Origin of the sequence: Blastococcus litoris, assembly GCF_003075095.1 — a bacterium.
In the GTDB taxonomy this organism is placed as follows: Bacteria; Actinomycetota; Actinomycetes; order Mycobacteriales; family Geodermatophilaceae; genus Blastococcus_B; species Blastococcus_B litoris.
In genome coordinates this window covers 59,139-71,648 of sequence record NZ_QCZF01000015.1, presented here as the reverse complement: position 1 = coordinate 71,648, position 12,510 = coordinate 59,139, and the positions used below count along the sequence as shown (strand labels likewise).

At 74.3% G+C, this 12,510-nt stretch carries 13 protein-coding genes; 1 reads left to right on the top strand and 12 read right to left on the bottom strand.

Going from position 1 to position 12,510, the window contains the following annotated elements:
* The 12 genes from DCS98_RS21880 to DCS98_RS21825 all read right to left on the bottom strand — a co-directional run.
* The coding region (locus DCS98_RS21880; RefSeq protein ID WP_164704712.1) for a cyclase family protein at window positions 1-564 on the bottom strand (564 nt) is incomplete at its 3' end.
* 50 nt (window positions 565-614) lie between these two features.
* The gene (locus DCS98_RS21875) at window positions 615-1,487 is read right to left on the bottom strand and encodes an alpha/beta fold hydrolase (protein ID WP_116453593.1); all 873 of its coding nucleotides are present in this window, start codon (window positions 1,485-1,487) and stop codon (window positions 615-617) included.
* A 53-nt stretch (window positions 1,488-1,540) separates the two neighbouring features.
* Entirely contained in the window at window positions 1,541-2,617 is a 1,077-nt protein-coding gene (locus DCS98_RS21870; RefSeq protein ID WP_206340397.1) for a maleylacetate reductase, read from the bottom strand.
* Complete coding sequence (locus DCS98_RS21865) at window positions 2,614-3,501, bottom strand: intradiol ring-cleavage dioxygenase (protein WP_116453592.1); 888 nt, start codon at window positions 3,499-3,501, stop codon at window positions 2,614-2,616. The genes DCS98_RS21870 and DCS98_RS21865 overlap by 4 nt, the downstream gene beginning before the upstream one ends.
* Window positions 3,498-5,264: an FAD-dependent oxidoreductase gene (locus DCS98_RS21860; RefSeq protein WP_116453591.1), complete on the bottom strand. Its 1,767-nt coding sequence runs from the start codon at window positions 5,262-5,264 to the stop codon at window positions 3,498-3,500. Before DCS98_RS21860 ends, DCS98_RS21865 begins: the two co-directional genes overlap by 4 nt.
* A 114-nt stretch (window positions 5,265-5,378) precedes the next feature.
* Complete coding sequence (locus DCS98_RS21855) at window positions 5,379-6,266, bottom strand: AraC family transcriptional regulator (RefSeq protein ID WP_206340396.1); 888 nt, start codon at window positions 6,264-6,266, stop codon at window positions 5,379-5,381.
* 122 nt (window positions 6,267-6,388) lie between these two features.
* Entirely contained in the window at window positions 6,389-7,423 is a 1,035-nt protein-coding gene (locus DCS98_RS21850; protein ID WP_116453590.1) for a branched-chain amino acid ABC transporter permease, read from the bottom strand.
* The gene (locus DCS98_RS21845) at window positions 7,420-8,289 is read right to left on the bottom strand and encodes a branched-chain amino acid ABC transporter permease (protein ID WP_116453589.1); all 870 of its coding nucleotides are present in this window, start codon (window positions 8,287-8,289) and stop codon (window positions 7,420-7,422) included. Before DCS98_RS21845 ends, DCS98_RS21850 begins: the two co-directional genes overlap by 4 nt.
* Entirely contained in the window at window positions 8,286-9,002 is a 717-nt protein-coding gene (locus tag DCS98_RS21840; protein WP_206340395.1) for an ABC transporter ATP-binding protein, read from the bottom strand. The genes DCS98_RS21845 and DCS98_RS21840 overlap by 4 nt, the downstream gene beginning before the upstream one ends.
* Window positions 8,999-9,754, bottom strand: coding sequence for an ABC transporter ATP-binding protein (locus DCS98_RS21835; protein WP_116453588.1), 756 nt, complete (start codon window positions 9,752-9,754; stop codon window positions 8,999-9,001). Before DCS98_RS21835 ends, DCS98_RS21840 begins: the two co-directional genes overlap by 4 nt.
* Entirely contained in the window at window positions 9,754-11,052 is a 1,299-nt protein-coding gene (locus tag DCS98_RS21830; RefSeq protein WP_116453587.1) for an ABC transporter substrate-binding protein, read from the bottom strand. The genes DCS98_RS21835 and DCS98_RS21830 overlap by 1 nt, the downstream gene beginning before the upstream one ends.
* Window positions 11,053-11,192: 140 nt before the next feature.
* Window positions 11,193-11,387 carry a hypothetical protein gene (locus DCS98_RS21825; protein WP_116453603.1) on the bottom strand — a complete coding sequence of 65 codons (195 nt, stop codon included), beginning with the start codon at window positions 11,385-11,387 and terminating at the stop codon, window positions 11,193-11,195.
* 48 nt (window positions 11,388-11,435) lie between these two features.
* On the opposite strand from DCS98_RS21825, the gene DCS98_RS21820 reads away from it, so the two are divergent.
* Entirely contained in the window at window positions 11,436-12,491 is a 1,056-nt protein-coding gene (locus tag DCS98_RS21820) for a DUF2332 domain-containing protein (protein WP_206340394.1), read from the top strand.
* The last annotated feature ends 19 nt before the right edge of the window (window positions 12,492-12,510 follow it).

The following is a 12,510-nucleotide window of genomic DNA, read 5'->3' as shown; positions in this document are numbered from 1 at the left end:
CCGACCCAGCCGGCGCCCTCGCTCGGGGACGTGACCTACCGCGAGGTCGCGCGGCGTGGCCGGGCGCTGCAGGCGGGGCTCGACGAGCTCGGCGTTGAGGAACTCCTGCTGCGACGCCGACCGGGCCGCCCACCCGGTGCGGAACAGCAGCCAGCCGCCGTCCGGCAGCGGGCCGTGCTCGGCCTCCCAGGCACGGACGTGCTCGACCTCGAGGAGGAAGTCGGGGTCCTCGGCGGCCTCGGCCGAGAAGTCGAGGACGACGGCGGGGGCGATGAACCGCCCCGGCGGGACCGAGGCGACGTCATCCCCGTCCTGCCCGGTGACCCAGTGGTTGGGCGCGTCGAAGTGGGTGCCGGTGTGCTCGCCGGTCCGGAAGTTGTTCCAGTACCAGGCCGGTCCGCGGTCGTCGTAGCGGCTGAGCTCCTCCAGCTGGAACGGGGCCGTCTGGGCGAACTGCTCCGGGAGGGCGATCACCGGGGTGTCCGACGACAGCGGCGCCGTCAGGTCCACCACCTCGATCCCTCCGGTGGACAGCGCCTCGGCGAAGCTGGAGAGGATGGACATGGGGATCCCTTCTGGCCGGCTGCGAGCGGCCGTCAGCCAAGCACACGCCGTCAGGGCCGGAGCGTGGCGTACACCTCCTCGGCGTGGTCGAACACGAGGAAGTGCCCTTCCCCGGAGAACCACCGCGCCGTGCAGTCCGGGAGCATCCGGCTGAGCACCTGGCCGAGGGACACCGGCACCATCCAGTCCTGCGTGCCGTGCCAGATGTGCACCCGCTGCCGCACCGCGGAGACCGGGAACCCCCAGGGACGGAAGAGCAGCGCCCGGTCGACGGTCAGCGCCGACGACCCGTTGCGCAGCCCCTCCTCGAACGCCGCGCCCATGACCTCGCGGACCGCGGGCCGGCCGAGCACCCGCCGGTCGGCCGCGTTGAGCCGCAGCTGCAGGTAGCGCGGGAGCAGCGCCGGGCGCAGGGCGACGGGTGCGAGCAACGGCTGCAGCAGCTCCGCCGCGCGGGTGGGCCGGTGGACGGCCGACCGGACGCGGTCGGGCACCCAGCGCGGCCACGGCCACGGGACGTCGGGCGGCGGGGCTCCGCCCAGGACGCCGACAGCACGCACCCGGTCGCCGAAGACGTGGGCGCAGGCCAGCGCGTAGGCAGCGCCGCCGGACAGGCTCAGGGCGGCGAACCGGTCGATCCCGAGGTGGTCGAGCAGCTGCGCGACGTCGTCCGGCCAGTCCATGACCCGGCGGCCGGGCTGCGGGTCGGAGAGCCCGAAGCCCGGCCGGTCGGGGACGACGAGCCGCACGCCCCAGCGCCGGTAGTCGGCCGGGTCCTCGACGTGCCGCTCCAGCCGGGAGCTCGGCGACCCGTGGCAGCCGAGGACCGGCCACCCGTCGGGGTCGCCGTGCTCGGCGTAGGCCAGCGTCCGGCCGTCGGCCAGCCGGATGCTCCCCTCGCGGGGGTTCTCGGGGTGCGCCACGCCGTGCTCCTACCCGGGACGGTGACCGCGGCACGCGGAACCGGCAGCAGAGGTCAGGGCGTCCCTCCGCCCGGAGGCACCCCCGCCCATGCGGCGCGCAGCAGGGCCTCGACGCCCTCGCGGGTGACCGGCCGCGGGTTGGCGTACGGACTGGCCACCGCGAGCTCGGCGATGCGCGGGATGTCCGCCTCGGCCATGCCCAGCTCGGCCAGGGACCGGGGGGCGCCGAGGCGGCCGGCCAGCTCCCACAGCTCCCGGGCCGGGTCGTCGACCCCGCCGAGGGCCCGGGAGAGAGCTGCGACGGCGGCCGGCGCCGCCGGCTGGTTGTAGGCGAGGGCGTGCGGCAGCACGACGGTGTGCGTCGGCGCGTGCGGCAGGTCGAGGGTGCCGCCGAGGGTGTGGCACAGCTTGTGGTGCAGCGACATCGTCGTCGCCGCCAGCACGGCGCCGCACAGCCACGCGCCGTACTGCGCCTCGCCGCGGCCCTCGAGGTCGCTCCCGTCGGCGACCACCCGAGGGAGGGCAGCGGCGAGTGCCCGGGTCCCCTCCTCCGCCATGAGGGAGATGATCGGCGTCGCGTCCGGGGCGTAGAGCCCCTCGACGGCGTGGGCGATCGCGTTCATCCCGCTGGTGGCCGACAGCTGCCCCGGGAGGGTGAGCGTCAGCTCCGCGTCGTACACGACGCTCCTCGGCAGCACCCGCACGTCGCGGCCGGTCCGCTTCTGCCCGCCCTCGGTCAGGCCCCACACCGGGGTCATCTCCGAGCCGGCGTAGGTGGTCGGCACCGCGATCACCGGCAGCCCGTGCTCGAGGGCGATCGCCTTGCCCAGCCCCACCGCGGACCCGCCGCCGACGGCGACCACGCCGTCGGCGCCGGACTCCCGCGCGACGTCGCGGGCCCTGTGCGCCACCTCGACCGGCACGTGCATGCGGGCCTCGGCGAGCACCCCGGCGGCGGTGTCCCCTAGCGCAGCGGCCACCTGCCGGCCGGTGCCCTCCTGCTCCGGCGAGCAGACGACGAGCACCCGGTGCAGCCCGAGCGCGGCGACCTCGTCCGGCAGTTTCGCCACCGAGCCCGCGCCGAAGACCACGCGCATCGGCAGCGCCTGGTAGGTGAACGGCACGATCACGAGGCGACCTGGTCCTGCCGCAGCAGGGAGAGGTCGAAGGTCAGCGTCCGGAACGGGTTGGCCAGACCCACCTCGGCCGCCCGGGCGGGGTCGTCGATTTCGGGCACGTCACGGATCAGGCTCTCCTTGACCCCGAAGACGGCGTCGGAGTCCAGGTACGGGCTGTCGGCGACGAAGACGTGCGTGGTCACCGGCCGGTAGCCCGGCGACGCGACGATGAAGTGCAGGTGCGCCGGCCGGTTCGGGTGCCGCCCGGTGGCGGCCAGCAGCTGCCCGACGGGGCCGTCGTCGGGGATCGGGTAGTAGCGCGGCACCACCGACCGGAACCAGAACCGGCCGTCGGCGTCGGCGGTGAACAGCCCGCGCAGGTTCCCCGGCGGCTGGATGCCGGGCTGCTGCACGTCGTAGAACCCGTCCTCGTTGGTCTGCCAGACGTCGACCGACGCGCCGGCCAGCGGCTCGCCGTCCGGACCGGTGACGCGGCCCGACACCAGGCACGGCGTGCCCTTGCCGTCCAGCGCGATGTCGTCGCCGAGCTCCCGCGGCGGCGACTCCACCATGTGGAACGGGCCGAGCACCGTCGACTCCGTCGACGTCCCCCCGGTCCGGTGGTTGATCGTCTCCACGAGCATGGAGATGCCGAGGACGTCGGACAGCAGGATGAACTCCTGCCGGACGTCGTCGCTCATGTGCCCCGTGCGGGTGAGGAAGTCGATCGCGACGCCCCACTCGTCCTCGGTCAGCTCCACGTCCTTGACGAACGCGTGCAGGTGGCCGACCAGCGAGGTCAGCACCTGCCGGAGCCGCGGGTCCGGGGTGGCGTCGAAGCTCGCGGCGACGACCTCGCCCGAACGCTCCTCGGTGAACAGCTCGCGGTCGCTCACGCGCGTCCCACCCGGTCCAGCACCGTGCGCAGGGCCTGCTCCAGCTGCGCCTCGGCGTCGGCCGCCGAGGCGGGGCCGGCCTGGCGGAAGGCCACGTAGTTGTCCGGGCGCACCAGCAGGACGCCGCCGTCGGAGATGCCGCGGACCCGCGCCCAGTCGCCGTACAGGTCCTCGTACTCCTGGCCCGGACCGATGACGACGGCGGCGACGTCGACGCCCAGCCGCTCCCCCACCACCGACGCGGCACGGACCCACGCGTCCCCGCCGATGCCGGTGAGGACGGTGAAGCGCCCCTGCCCGCCGAGGTCGAGCGTGGAGACCTGCCGGCGGTGGTCGGTGGTCAGCCAGGCGTGCGGCAGCTTGGCGCCCGGTCGCGAGGTCGCGTGCGAGTAGAGCTCCGGGTCGCGCTCCGGCTGCTCCGGCAGGGCGCCGTCGGGCACGACCGCCGTCGACACGTACCGCTGGTCCATCTCCACGCCGTGGCAGTTGAACTCGTAGTCCTTGAACGCGATCGCCTCGCGGAGGGCGGCCCGCTGCTTCTCCGCCTCGGGCGTCGCCTCCTTGCGGGCGGCCATGTGCTCGACCATCAGCTCGGGGTCGGCGGTGTTCAGCAGGCCGAGCGCGTCGAAGATCCGGGCGGTGTCGCCGATGCTCTGGTTGGCCCGGTCGACGATCTGCTTGCCCACCGGTGCGCGCTCGGCCGAGTAGCTCTCGAGCAGGCCGGGACCGGCCTGGCCCTTGACCACCATCGCCAGCTTCCACGCCAGGTTGTAGGAGTCCTGGATCGAGGTGTTGGAGCCCAGCCCGTTCGACGGCGGGTGCCGGTGGACGGCGTCGCCGGCGCAGAAGACCCGTCCGGCGGAGTAGCGCTCGGCGGACATGTGGTTGACCGTCCAGGCCGAGCTGGAGGTGATCGACACCTTCACCGAGTCGTCGCCGACGAGCTTGTGCACGATGGAGAGCGCGTACTCCTCGGTGAGGTCGGGGGCCGGGCCGTTGATGTCGTAGCCCCAGACGATCAGCCACTTGTGCCAGGGCCGGACCATGCGGACCAGGCCGGCGCCGATGCCGCCGACGTCCGCGCCGGGCTGGAGCACCCAGTACAGGACCGAGGGCCGGTCGGCGACCAGGTGGGACAGGTCGGCCTCGAAGACGATGTTGATGCTGCCGCCGACCCCCATCTGCCCGTGCAGCGGCAGGCCGATGTCCTCGGCGATCTGGCTGCGGCCGCCGTCGGCGCCGACGACGTACCGGGCCCGGATGTCGTACTCGTCGCCGCGCAGGCGGTCGCGCACCCGGACGGTGACGCCGTCGTCGTCCTGCTGGAGAGAGAGGTACTCGGTGTCGAACCGGACCTTCGCGCCGCGGGACTGCGCGTTGTGCAGCAGCACCGGTTCCATCAGGTCCTGCGGCATGTCGCACATCCGGGACGGGCTGGCCGCCGAGTAATCGGCGAACCGGTCGGGCCGGGTGCCCCAGCTGTGCAGCCGGCCGAGCTCCTCGCCGGCGATCGACGTGCAGTAGACGAGGTTGCCCATGAGCTCCTGCGGCGTGGCCTCGGCCATCACCTCCTCCTCGACCCCCAGGTCGCGGAGCGCCTCCATCGTGCGCTGGTTGGTGATGTGCGCCCGCGGCGTGTCGGCCAGCCGGCCGTACTTGGTGATGACCGTCGTCCGGACGCCGTAGGTCGCCAGCGCCAGCGCCGCCGAGGACCCTGCCGGTCCGCTGCCGACGACGAGGACGTCGGTGTCGAGGTCTGCCATGAGGTGGCTCTCCCTGGTGCTCGGGTCACAAGTGACCCGAGTGTGCGCGGTGGCACGCGTGGAGCTCCTGCATGTTCCGGCCGTCTTCGCTGCACGAAACGCGCGCCGGTGCGGTCAGGAGCCGCGCCGCAGAGCTCCGGGCGTCGTGTCCAGGTGGGCGCGCATCACCCGGGTGAGGTGCTCCTGGTGGGAGAACCCGCAGCGCACGGCCACCTCGGCGATCGGCGCAGGGTCGGTGCGCAGCAGCCGGCAGGCCTGGTCGACGCGCAGGCCGAGGAGGTACCGGTGCGGCGCCAGGCCCGTGCGCGCCTTGAACTGCCGGCTGAACTGGCTGACGCTCAGGCCGGCGCTCGCGGCGAGCTCGGCGAGGGGCACCGGCTCGGCGAGGCGCTCCTGCATCAGCGCCCGCACCGCGGCGAACTGGCGGTCGCCCAGGCCACCGGCCGAGCGGTCGTCCCCGTCGTCGGACCCGGATCTCCCGGCCCCGTGCCGGCGCACGAGCTGGGCGGCGACCATGCTGCCCAGCTGGTCCACGTAGGTGCGGGCCGTCGGCTCCCAGCCGCGCAGCGTCTCGTCCATGGAGAGCACGAGCTGCTCCAGCAGCCCGTCGCTGGTGCCCAGCTCCTCCGCCAGCTCCACCCGCCGGTCTCCACCACCGGCGTCCTGGAGCACTTCGTCGCTCAGGTAGAGGTGCACCGTGTGCAGCGGGCCGCCGAGCTCGACGGTCAGCTCGCGGCCGGCCGGCTGGATGAACAGGCCGCCGGCCGGTACCTCCCGCGACCGGCTGGCCCGGCCCTGACCGCGCCGGACGGTCACCGGTCCGTCCAGGTGCAGGATCACCATGTGCGTGCCGGCAGCCGCGAACGACTCGCGGTAGGGGCGCTCGCGCTGCACCGACAGGTACTGCTTGTCCCACCCGAGGCCGGCGCTGGTCCGCTCCGGCGTCACCCACGGCTGCCGCAGGATGCCGTTGGTGTGCAGGAGCCCTAGTTCAGTCGACACGGACAGTTCCTCTGGGCAGCCGGTGGGGTGCTCGCGTGACGCGGACCACAGAGTATCCGGCGGATCCGGCCCGATCCGGCGTGCGATTCAGGCGAACGTGTCCGGGTGTCGCCCGAACGGGCTCACCCGCCCACCCGGTGACCGGTCGGGAAGACCTGCACCCGGCCGCGCGTCAGCCCCCACAGCCCCTTGGGCGCCAGCAGCGTGATCGCGATCGCGACGAGGCCGACGACGACCAGGTACCAGTTGCCGAGGTCGGCCAGGGTGTCCTGGAGGAGGTAGTAGACGACGGCCCCCAGGATGGGTCCCTCGATCGTGCCGAGCCCACCGATGACGACGACGAAGATCATCGTGGCGGAGTAGTCGACGCTGAAGATCGACGCGGGCTGGACGCGCAGCGTGTTGGCGACCACCAGGGCCCCGGCCAGACCGCAGCCGACGGCGGCGAGCACGAAGACGAGCCGCTTCGCGCCGGTCACCCGGACGCCCGACGACGACGCCGCGGTGGGCTCGTCCCGGATCGCGGTCAGCGCCAGCCCGAGCCGGGAGCGCATGAGCAGGTAGACGGCCAGGACGACGACCACGGCGGTCCCCAGCGCCACCCAGTACACGTACGCGATGCGGTACACCGGCTCGATCCCGCTGAACGCCGTCAGCGACGCCCCCGAGCCGGCACCCACGGCATCCACCTGGGTGACCACCAGCCGCACGACCTCGGCGATCACCCAGGTGCCGATCGCGAAGTACCCGCCGGACAACCGGAACGCGAGGAACGACGTCGCCCAGGCCAGCAGACCGCAGAAGAGCGCGGCCAGCGGGATGGCGAGGAAGGGGTCAACCCCGAGGTTCTGGGCGAGGTGGACGAGGCCGTAGCCGCCGAGGCCGATCCACGCCTGCTGGCCGATCGACACCATGCCGCCGTAGCCGGCCAGCAGGTTCCACATGGTCCCGAGCACGACGAGCGAGAACAGCCCGACCAGGTCGATCTGCGTGCCGCGCGAGGAGAGGAAGGGGACGTAGGCGAGCACGCCCACGACGAGCACCAGCACCGCCCCGCCGATCCAGGCCGCCGGGCCGCTGCGCCGCACCCGCAGCCGCCCCCCTGCGCCGCCGTCGTCGCCGGCGGTCCCCGCCGCGCGGGGCCGGAGCGCGGTCACCGCGCCACCGCCGCGGGCAGCAGGCCGCGAGGGCGGCTGGCCAGGATCACCAGGAAGACCAGGTGGCCGGCCAGGATCCCGTAGGCGGGATCGATGGCGGCGCCGACGTTCTGCGCCACCCCGAGGACGACGCCGCCGAGCAGCGTGCCCCACAGCGAGCCGAGCCCGCCGATGACCACGGCCTCGAAGGCGAAGATCAGCGTCGTCGCCCCGGACCCGGGGTCGAACGTGGTCCGTGCGCCGAGGAAGACGCCGGCGATCGCCACCGTCCCCAGCGCGATGGCCGTGGCGACGGCGTAGAGGCGGCGGTTGTCGATGCCCATCAGGCGGGCCGCCTCCTGGTCGTCGCTGGTGGCCCGCATCGCCCGTCCGGTGCGCGTCCGGGCGAGGAACTGCCCCAGGCCGGCGATGACGAGGACACCCACCAGCGCGGCGAGGAGGGGGAACCAGCCGATCGAGAGCCCGTCGGTGATCCGGATGCTGGCGGTGGCGAGCTCCCCCACGGGCAGCCGCTGGGAGTCGGCGGAGAACTGCTCCAGGAGCAGGTTCTGCAGCACGACGGCGAGGCCGAAGGTCACCAGCAGCGGGGCGAGCTCACCGCCCTGCAGGGCCCGGTCGAGCAGCCCCCGCTGCAGCGCGTAGCCGACCAGCGCCATCACCGGCACGACGAGCAGGAGGGTGAGGAAGGGGTGCCAGCCCAGCTGCTCGGTGACCAGCAGGGAGAGGTAGGCCGCGCCGACCGCGAGCACGCCGTGCGCCAGGTTGACGATGCGCATGACGCCGAAGACGAGGGACAGCCCCGCCGCGACCAGCGCGTACAGCCCGCCGAGCAGCACCCCCTGCACGACGGCGTTCAGCCAGCTCATCGCTCCCCCACCCCGAAGTAGGCCGCCGTCAGGCGGCCGCGGTCGACCTCGTCCGCCGCCGCCTCGAGGGCGGTGCGGCCCTCGAGCAGGCACTGCACGCGGTCGGCGACGGCGAGCGCCTGGTGCACGTCCTGCTCGACGACGAGGACGGTCGTGCCCTGCTCGGTGATCCGGGGCAGGGCCGCGTACAGCTGCGCGACCACGACCGGTGCCAGGCCGAGGGACACCTCGTCGAGCAGCAGGAGCCGGGGGTTGGCCATGAGTGCCCGGCCGATGGCGACCGCCTGCTGCTCTCCGCCGGAGAGGTTGGCGGCCGGCCGCGCACGGCGCTCCTCCACCAGGGGGAACAGCGCGAAGACCGCGGCGAGGTCCCAGGGCCCCGTCCGGCGGGCGTGCGCCCCGACCTTCAGGTTCTCCTCGACCGTCAGGCTCGGGAACAGCCGCCTGCCCTCCGGGGACATCGCGATGCCCCGGGCGACGCGCACGTGCGCCGGCACCGCGGCCAGCGAGGCGCCGTCCAGCCGGACGTCGCCGGACACCGGCCGGAGCAGGCCGGCCACGGTCTTGAGCAGCGTGGACTTGCCGGCCCCGTTGGCGCCGATGACCGCCAGCGTCTCGCCCTCGTCGACCCGGACGGTGAGGCCGCGCAGGGCGGGCACGTCGCCGTAGGCGACGACGGCGTCCTCCACCTCCAGGAGCGGTGCGCCGCTCACACGTCCTCCACCACGGGGTCGTCGCCGGCGATCGTCGAGCCCAGGTAGACCTCGATCACCTGGGGGTCGGCGAGCACCTCGTGCGGATCGCCGACCGCCAGCACCCGCCCGTAGGTCAGGCACATCAGCCGGGTGACGACGGCGACGAGTGCGTGCACGACGTGCTCGATCCAGACCACTGCGACACCCGCGGCCCCCAGCCCCCGGACGGTCTCCACGAGTGCGGGCAGCTCCGCCTCGCTGAGCCCTCCGGCGATCTCGTCGAGCAGCACCAGCCGCGGCTCGGTGGCCAGGGCCCGCGCGAGCTCCAGGCGCTTGCGGTCCAGCAGCCGCAGGGAGCCCGCGGGGGTGTCGGCGGACGCGGCCAGGCCGGCGGTCTCGAGGGCCCGGTAGGCGCACTCGGCGGCGGCTCGCCCGGTGTGGCCACCGCCGAACGAGGCCGCGACGAGCGCGTTCTCGAAGACCGTCATCCCGCCGAACGGCCGCGGGATCTGGTAGCTGCGGCCGATGCCGGCGCGGCAGCGGGCCGCCGCGCCGGCCCGGGTGACGTCCGCGCCGTCGAACCGCACCGAGCCCGCGTCCGGGCGGAGCACGCCGTTGACCACGTTGAGCAGCGTCGACTTGCCTGCGCCGTTCGGGCCGACGATGCCGAAGGCCTCGCCCGGAGCGATGGAGAAGGAGACGTCGTCCAGGACCGACAGACGGCCGAACCGCTTGCCGACCCCGGCGACCTCGAGCAGGGGTGCGGTCATCAGCCCAGCGGCTCCACCGTGCCGGCGGCCGGGATGTCGGGGGCCTCGCTGTTGCTGACGATCACCAGGTCGAAGGGGTGGTCCCCGCCCTCGGTCGCCCGCCACTGCCCGCCCACGAGCGGGGTCTTGGCGACGTTCGGCACCGGGCCGGACGTCCAGTCGAGATCACCGACGATCGTGGAGACCTGCAGCCCGGCGAGCGCGTCGGCGACCGCCTGCGGGTCGGTGCTGCCCGCCTCGTCGAGGGCCGCCACGGCCACCTCGAAGAGGGCGTGCACGAAACCGATCGGCTGCGTCCACTGCTGCCCCGTCTCCTCCTCGAACGCGTCGGCCAGCTCCTGGGCGCTCTGGTCGGTGAGCGAGCTGGTGAAGGGGTGCTGGGGGCTCCACCACACCTCGGTGCTCAGGCCGTCGGCGGACGGGCCGATCGCCTCCACCGCGGACGGGAAGAGGATGGCCTTGGCGACGGTGGCGATCACGGGCCGGAAGCCCTGCTGCTGGGCCTGCTGCCAGAAGGTGGCGAAGTCCGGCGGGATGGGGACTCCGGCGAGGATCTGCGCGCCGGCGCCCTGGAAGGCCGCGATCTGGGCGGAGAAGTCCTGGGTGCCGTTCTCGTACAGCCCCGGGTCGGTGATGGTGTACCCGTTCGGCTCGACCGCCGTCGGGAAGTCGCCGCTCCAGGCGTTCCCGTCCGGGTCGTTGGGCCACAGGGCACCGACCTGCTGGTTCGTGGTGACCTGGCCCCACATGTCCTGGTAGACGGCCTCGACGTCCTCGAGCCCCCAGAAGAAGTGGTAGGTCCAGTCGAAGGCCTCGTCCTCGGTGCCGCCGCGGCCGAAGAAGAAGGGCTGCCACGGCGCCACGGTGGTGATGCACGGGACGCCGTTGGCCTCGCACTGGTCGGCGACCGGGTTGACGGTGTCCGGGGTCGACGCGGCGAGGATGAGGTCGGCGCCGTCGTCGTTGATCAGCTCGCCGGCCACCTCACCGGCCCGCCGGGAGTCCGACTGCGTGTCCTTGACGACGATCTCCACGTCGTAGCTGGTGCCGCCGAGCTCCACGGGGTTCTCCGCGAAGTAGTCGGTCATCTGGTCGACGACGAACGCGTCGGCCTCGCCGAACGGCGCCAGCGCTCCGGTCTGCGGGGTCACGTACCCGATGACCAGGGTCTCGCCGCCGTCACCACCACCGTCGTCCTCGTCGCCGAGGCTCCCGCCGCAGGAGGTGAGGGCGAGCACGCCGGCTGACGCGAGGGCGAGGCCCCGGAGGGGCCCCCAGGGGGAGGTGCGACGGTGCACGACGTCTCCTGCGGGTAGGACCGGTCACGGGCCACCCGAGTGTGCGGCCGGGCACACGGACGCTTCCTGCACGTTCGGGCTGTCCTCGCTGCACGAAACGCGCGCCGTCGGGCGCCTCCTGGGGGACGGTCGGGCCCGGCTCAGCGGCCGCCGGCCAGCTGCCTGACCGCGTTGACGACGTAGACGACCGACAGCGCCAGGAACAGCGCCCCGATCGCCGCGCGCACCTGGTCGTCGGCGAGCCCCGACCGCCGGGCCACCGGGGTCGCCACCGCTTCGGCGACCTTCGCCCGCCAGCCCTGCAGACCGGCCTCTCCCACTCTCTTCGCATCCATGCCCCGGGCGGTACCCGGGCAGCGCCGGACCAGACGCGATACTCGGGCGTGCGAACCCTGGCCGAGGCGTACCGCCGCTTCGCCGAGCAGCAGGCCGACGGTGGGTCGCCGCTGTCCGGCCGCGTCGCGGCGGCCCTGAGCGGGTCCGAGGCGGCGATGCGGGCGGTCGGTGCGCTGCCGGCGCGTCGGCGGCAGCCGGCGGTCGTGCTCGCTGCGCTGCACGACCTCGCCCTCGGGGGGACGGCACCCGCGCTCGCCGCGGCCCTCGCGGAGGGGGACGGCGACGCCGCTGCCCGCGCCGGGGTCGACGCGCTGGTGGGGATGGCGGGTGCGGTCGCGGCCCTCGTCGCGCGGCGGCTGCCGCAGACCGTCGACACCGCGCGCTGCGCCGTCCTCCACCCGGCGGTCGCCGAGGCCGCGCGCCGGCTGGGCGCCGCGTCGGTCGGGCTGGTCGACGTCGGCGGGGCGCCCGGGCTGAACCTGCAGCTCGACCGGGTCGCCATCAGGTACGGCGACGGACCGGCGGTGGGTGACCCGTCGTCGGCCGTGCAGATCGCGGCGACGGTGGTCGGGGATCGCCCGGTCCCCACCGGGCCGCTGCCGCACCTGGTCGCCCGGATCGCCGTCGGTCCCCATCCGGTGGACGTGACCGACCCGGACGACGTCCGGTGGCTGCGCGCCTGCGTGCCACCCGACCACGCGGAGCGGGCCGCGCGACTGGCGGCCGAGCTCGCCCTGGCCGCGTCGGCCCCTCCGGTGATCGTGCGTGGCGAGGTCGACGACGTCCTTCCCGAGGCCGTCGCCCGCGTCCCTGCCGGCGCACTCCCCGTCGTCACCACGACGTGGGCGCTGTCGGCCCTCCCGCGGGAGGGACGACAGCGCTTCCTGCGCCGGCTCGAGGAGGTGGCGGCGGAGCGACCGGTGGCGTGGGTGTCGGCCGAGGGTGTCGGCGTGGCGCCGTCGGTGCCGACGCTCGGTGACCGCCCCGCCTCGGGGCACAGCATCGTCGGGCTGGCGCTGCTCGGCGGGCCGGCGCCGCGGATCGAGGTGCTCGGCCGCTGCTGGTCGCGCGGCCGCCTGCTCTCCTGGCTCGCCGGGTCCTGACGGCCGGGCCGGGACCTCG

Coding starts and splice junctions, on each gene's coding strand:
- DCS98_RS21860 (WP_116453591.1), bottom strand. CDS start 5,264: ATGGCAGACCTCGACACCGACGTCCTCGTCGTCGGCAGCGGACCGGCA.
- DCS98_RS21845 (WP_116453589.1), bottom strand. CDS start 8,289: ATGAGCTGGCTGAACGCCGTCGTGCAGGGGGTGCTGCTCGGCGGGCTG.
- DCS98_RS21835 (WP_116453588.1), bottom strand. CDS start 9,754: ATGACCGCACCCCTGCTCGAGGTCGCCGGGGTCGGCAAGCGGTTCGGC.
- DCS98_RS21825 (WP_116453603.1), bottom strand. CDS start 11,387: ATGGATGCGAAGAGAGTGGGAGAGGCCGGTCTGCAGGGCTGGCGGGCG.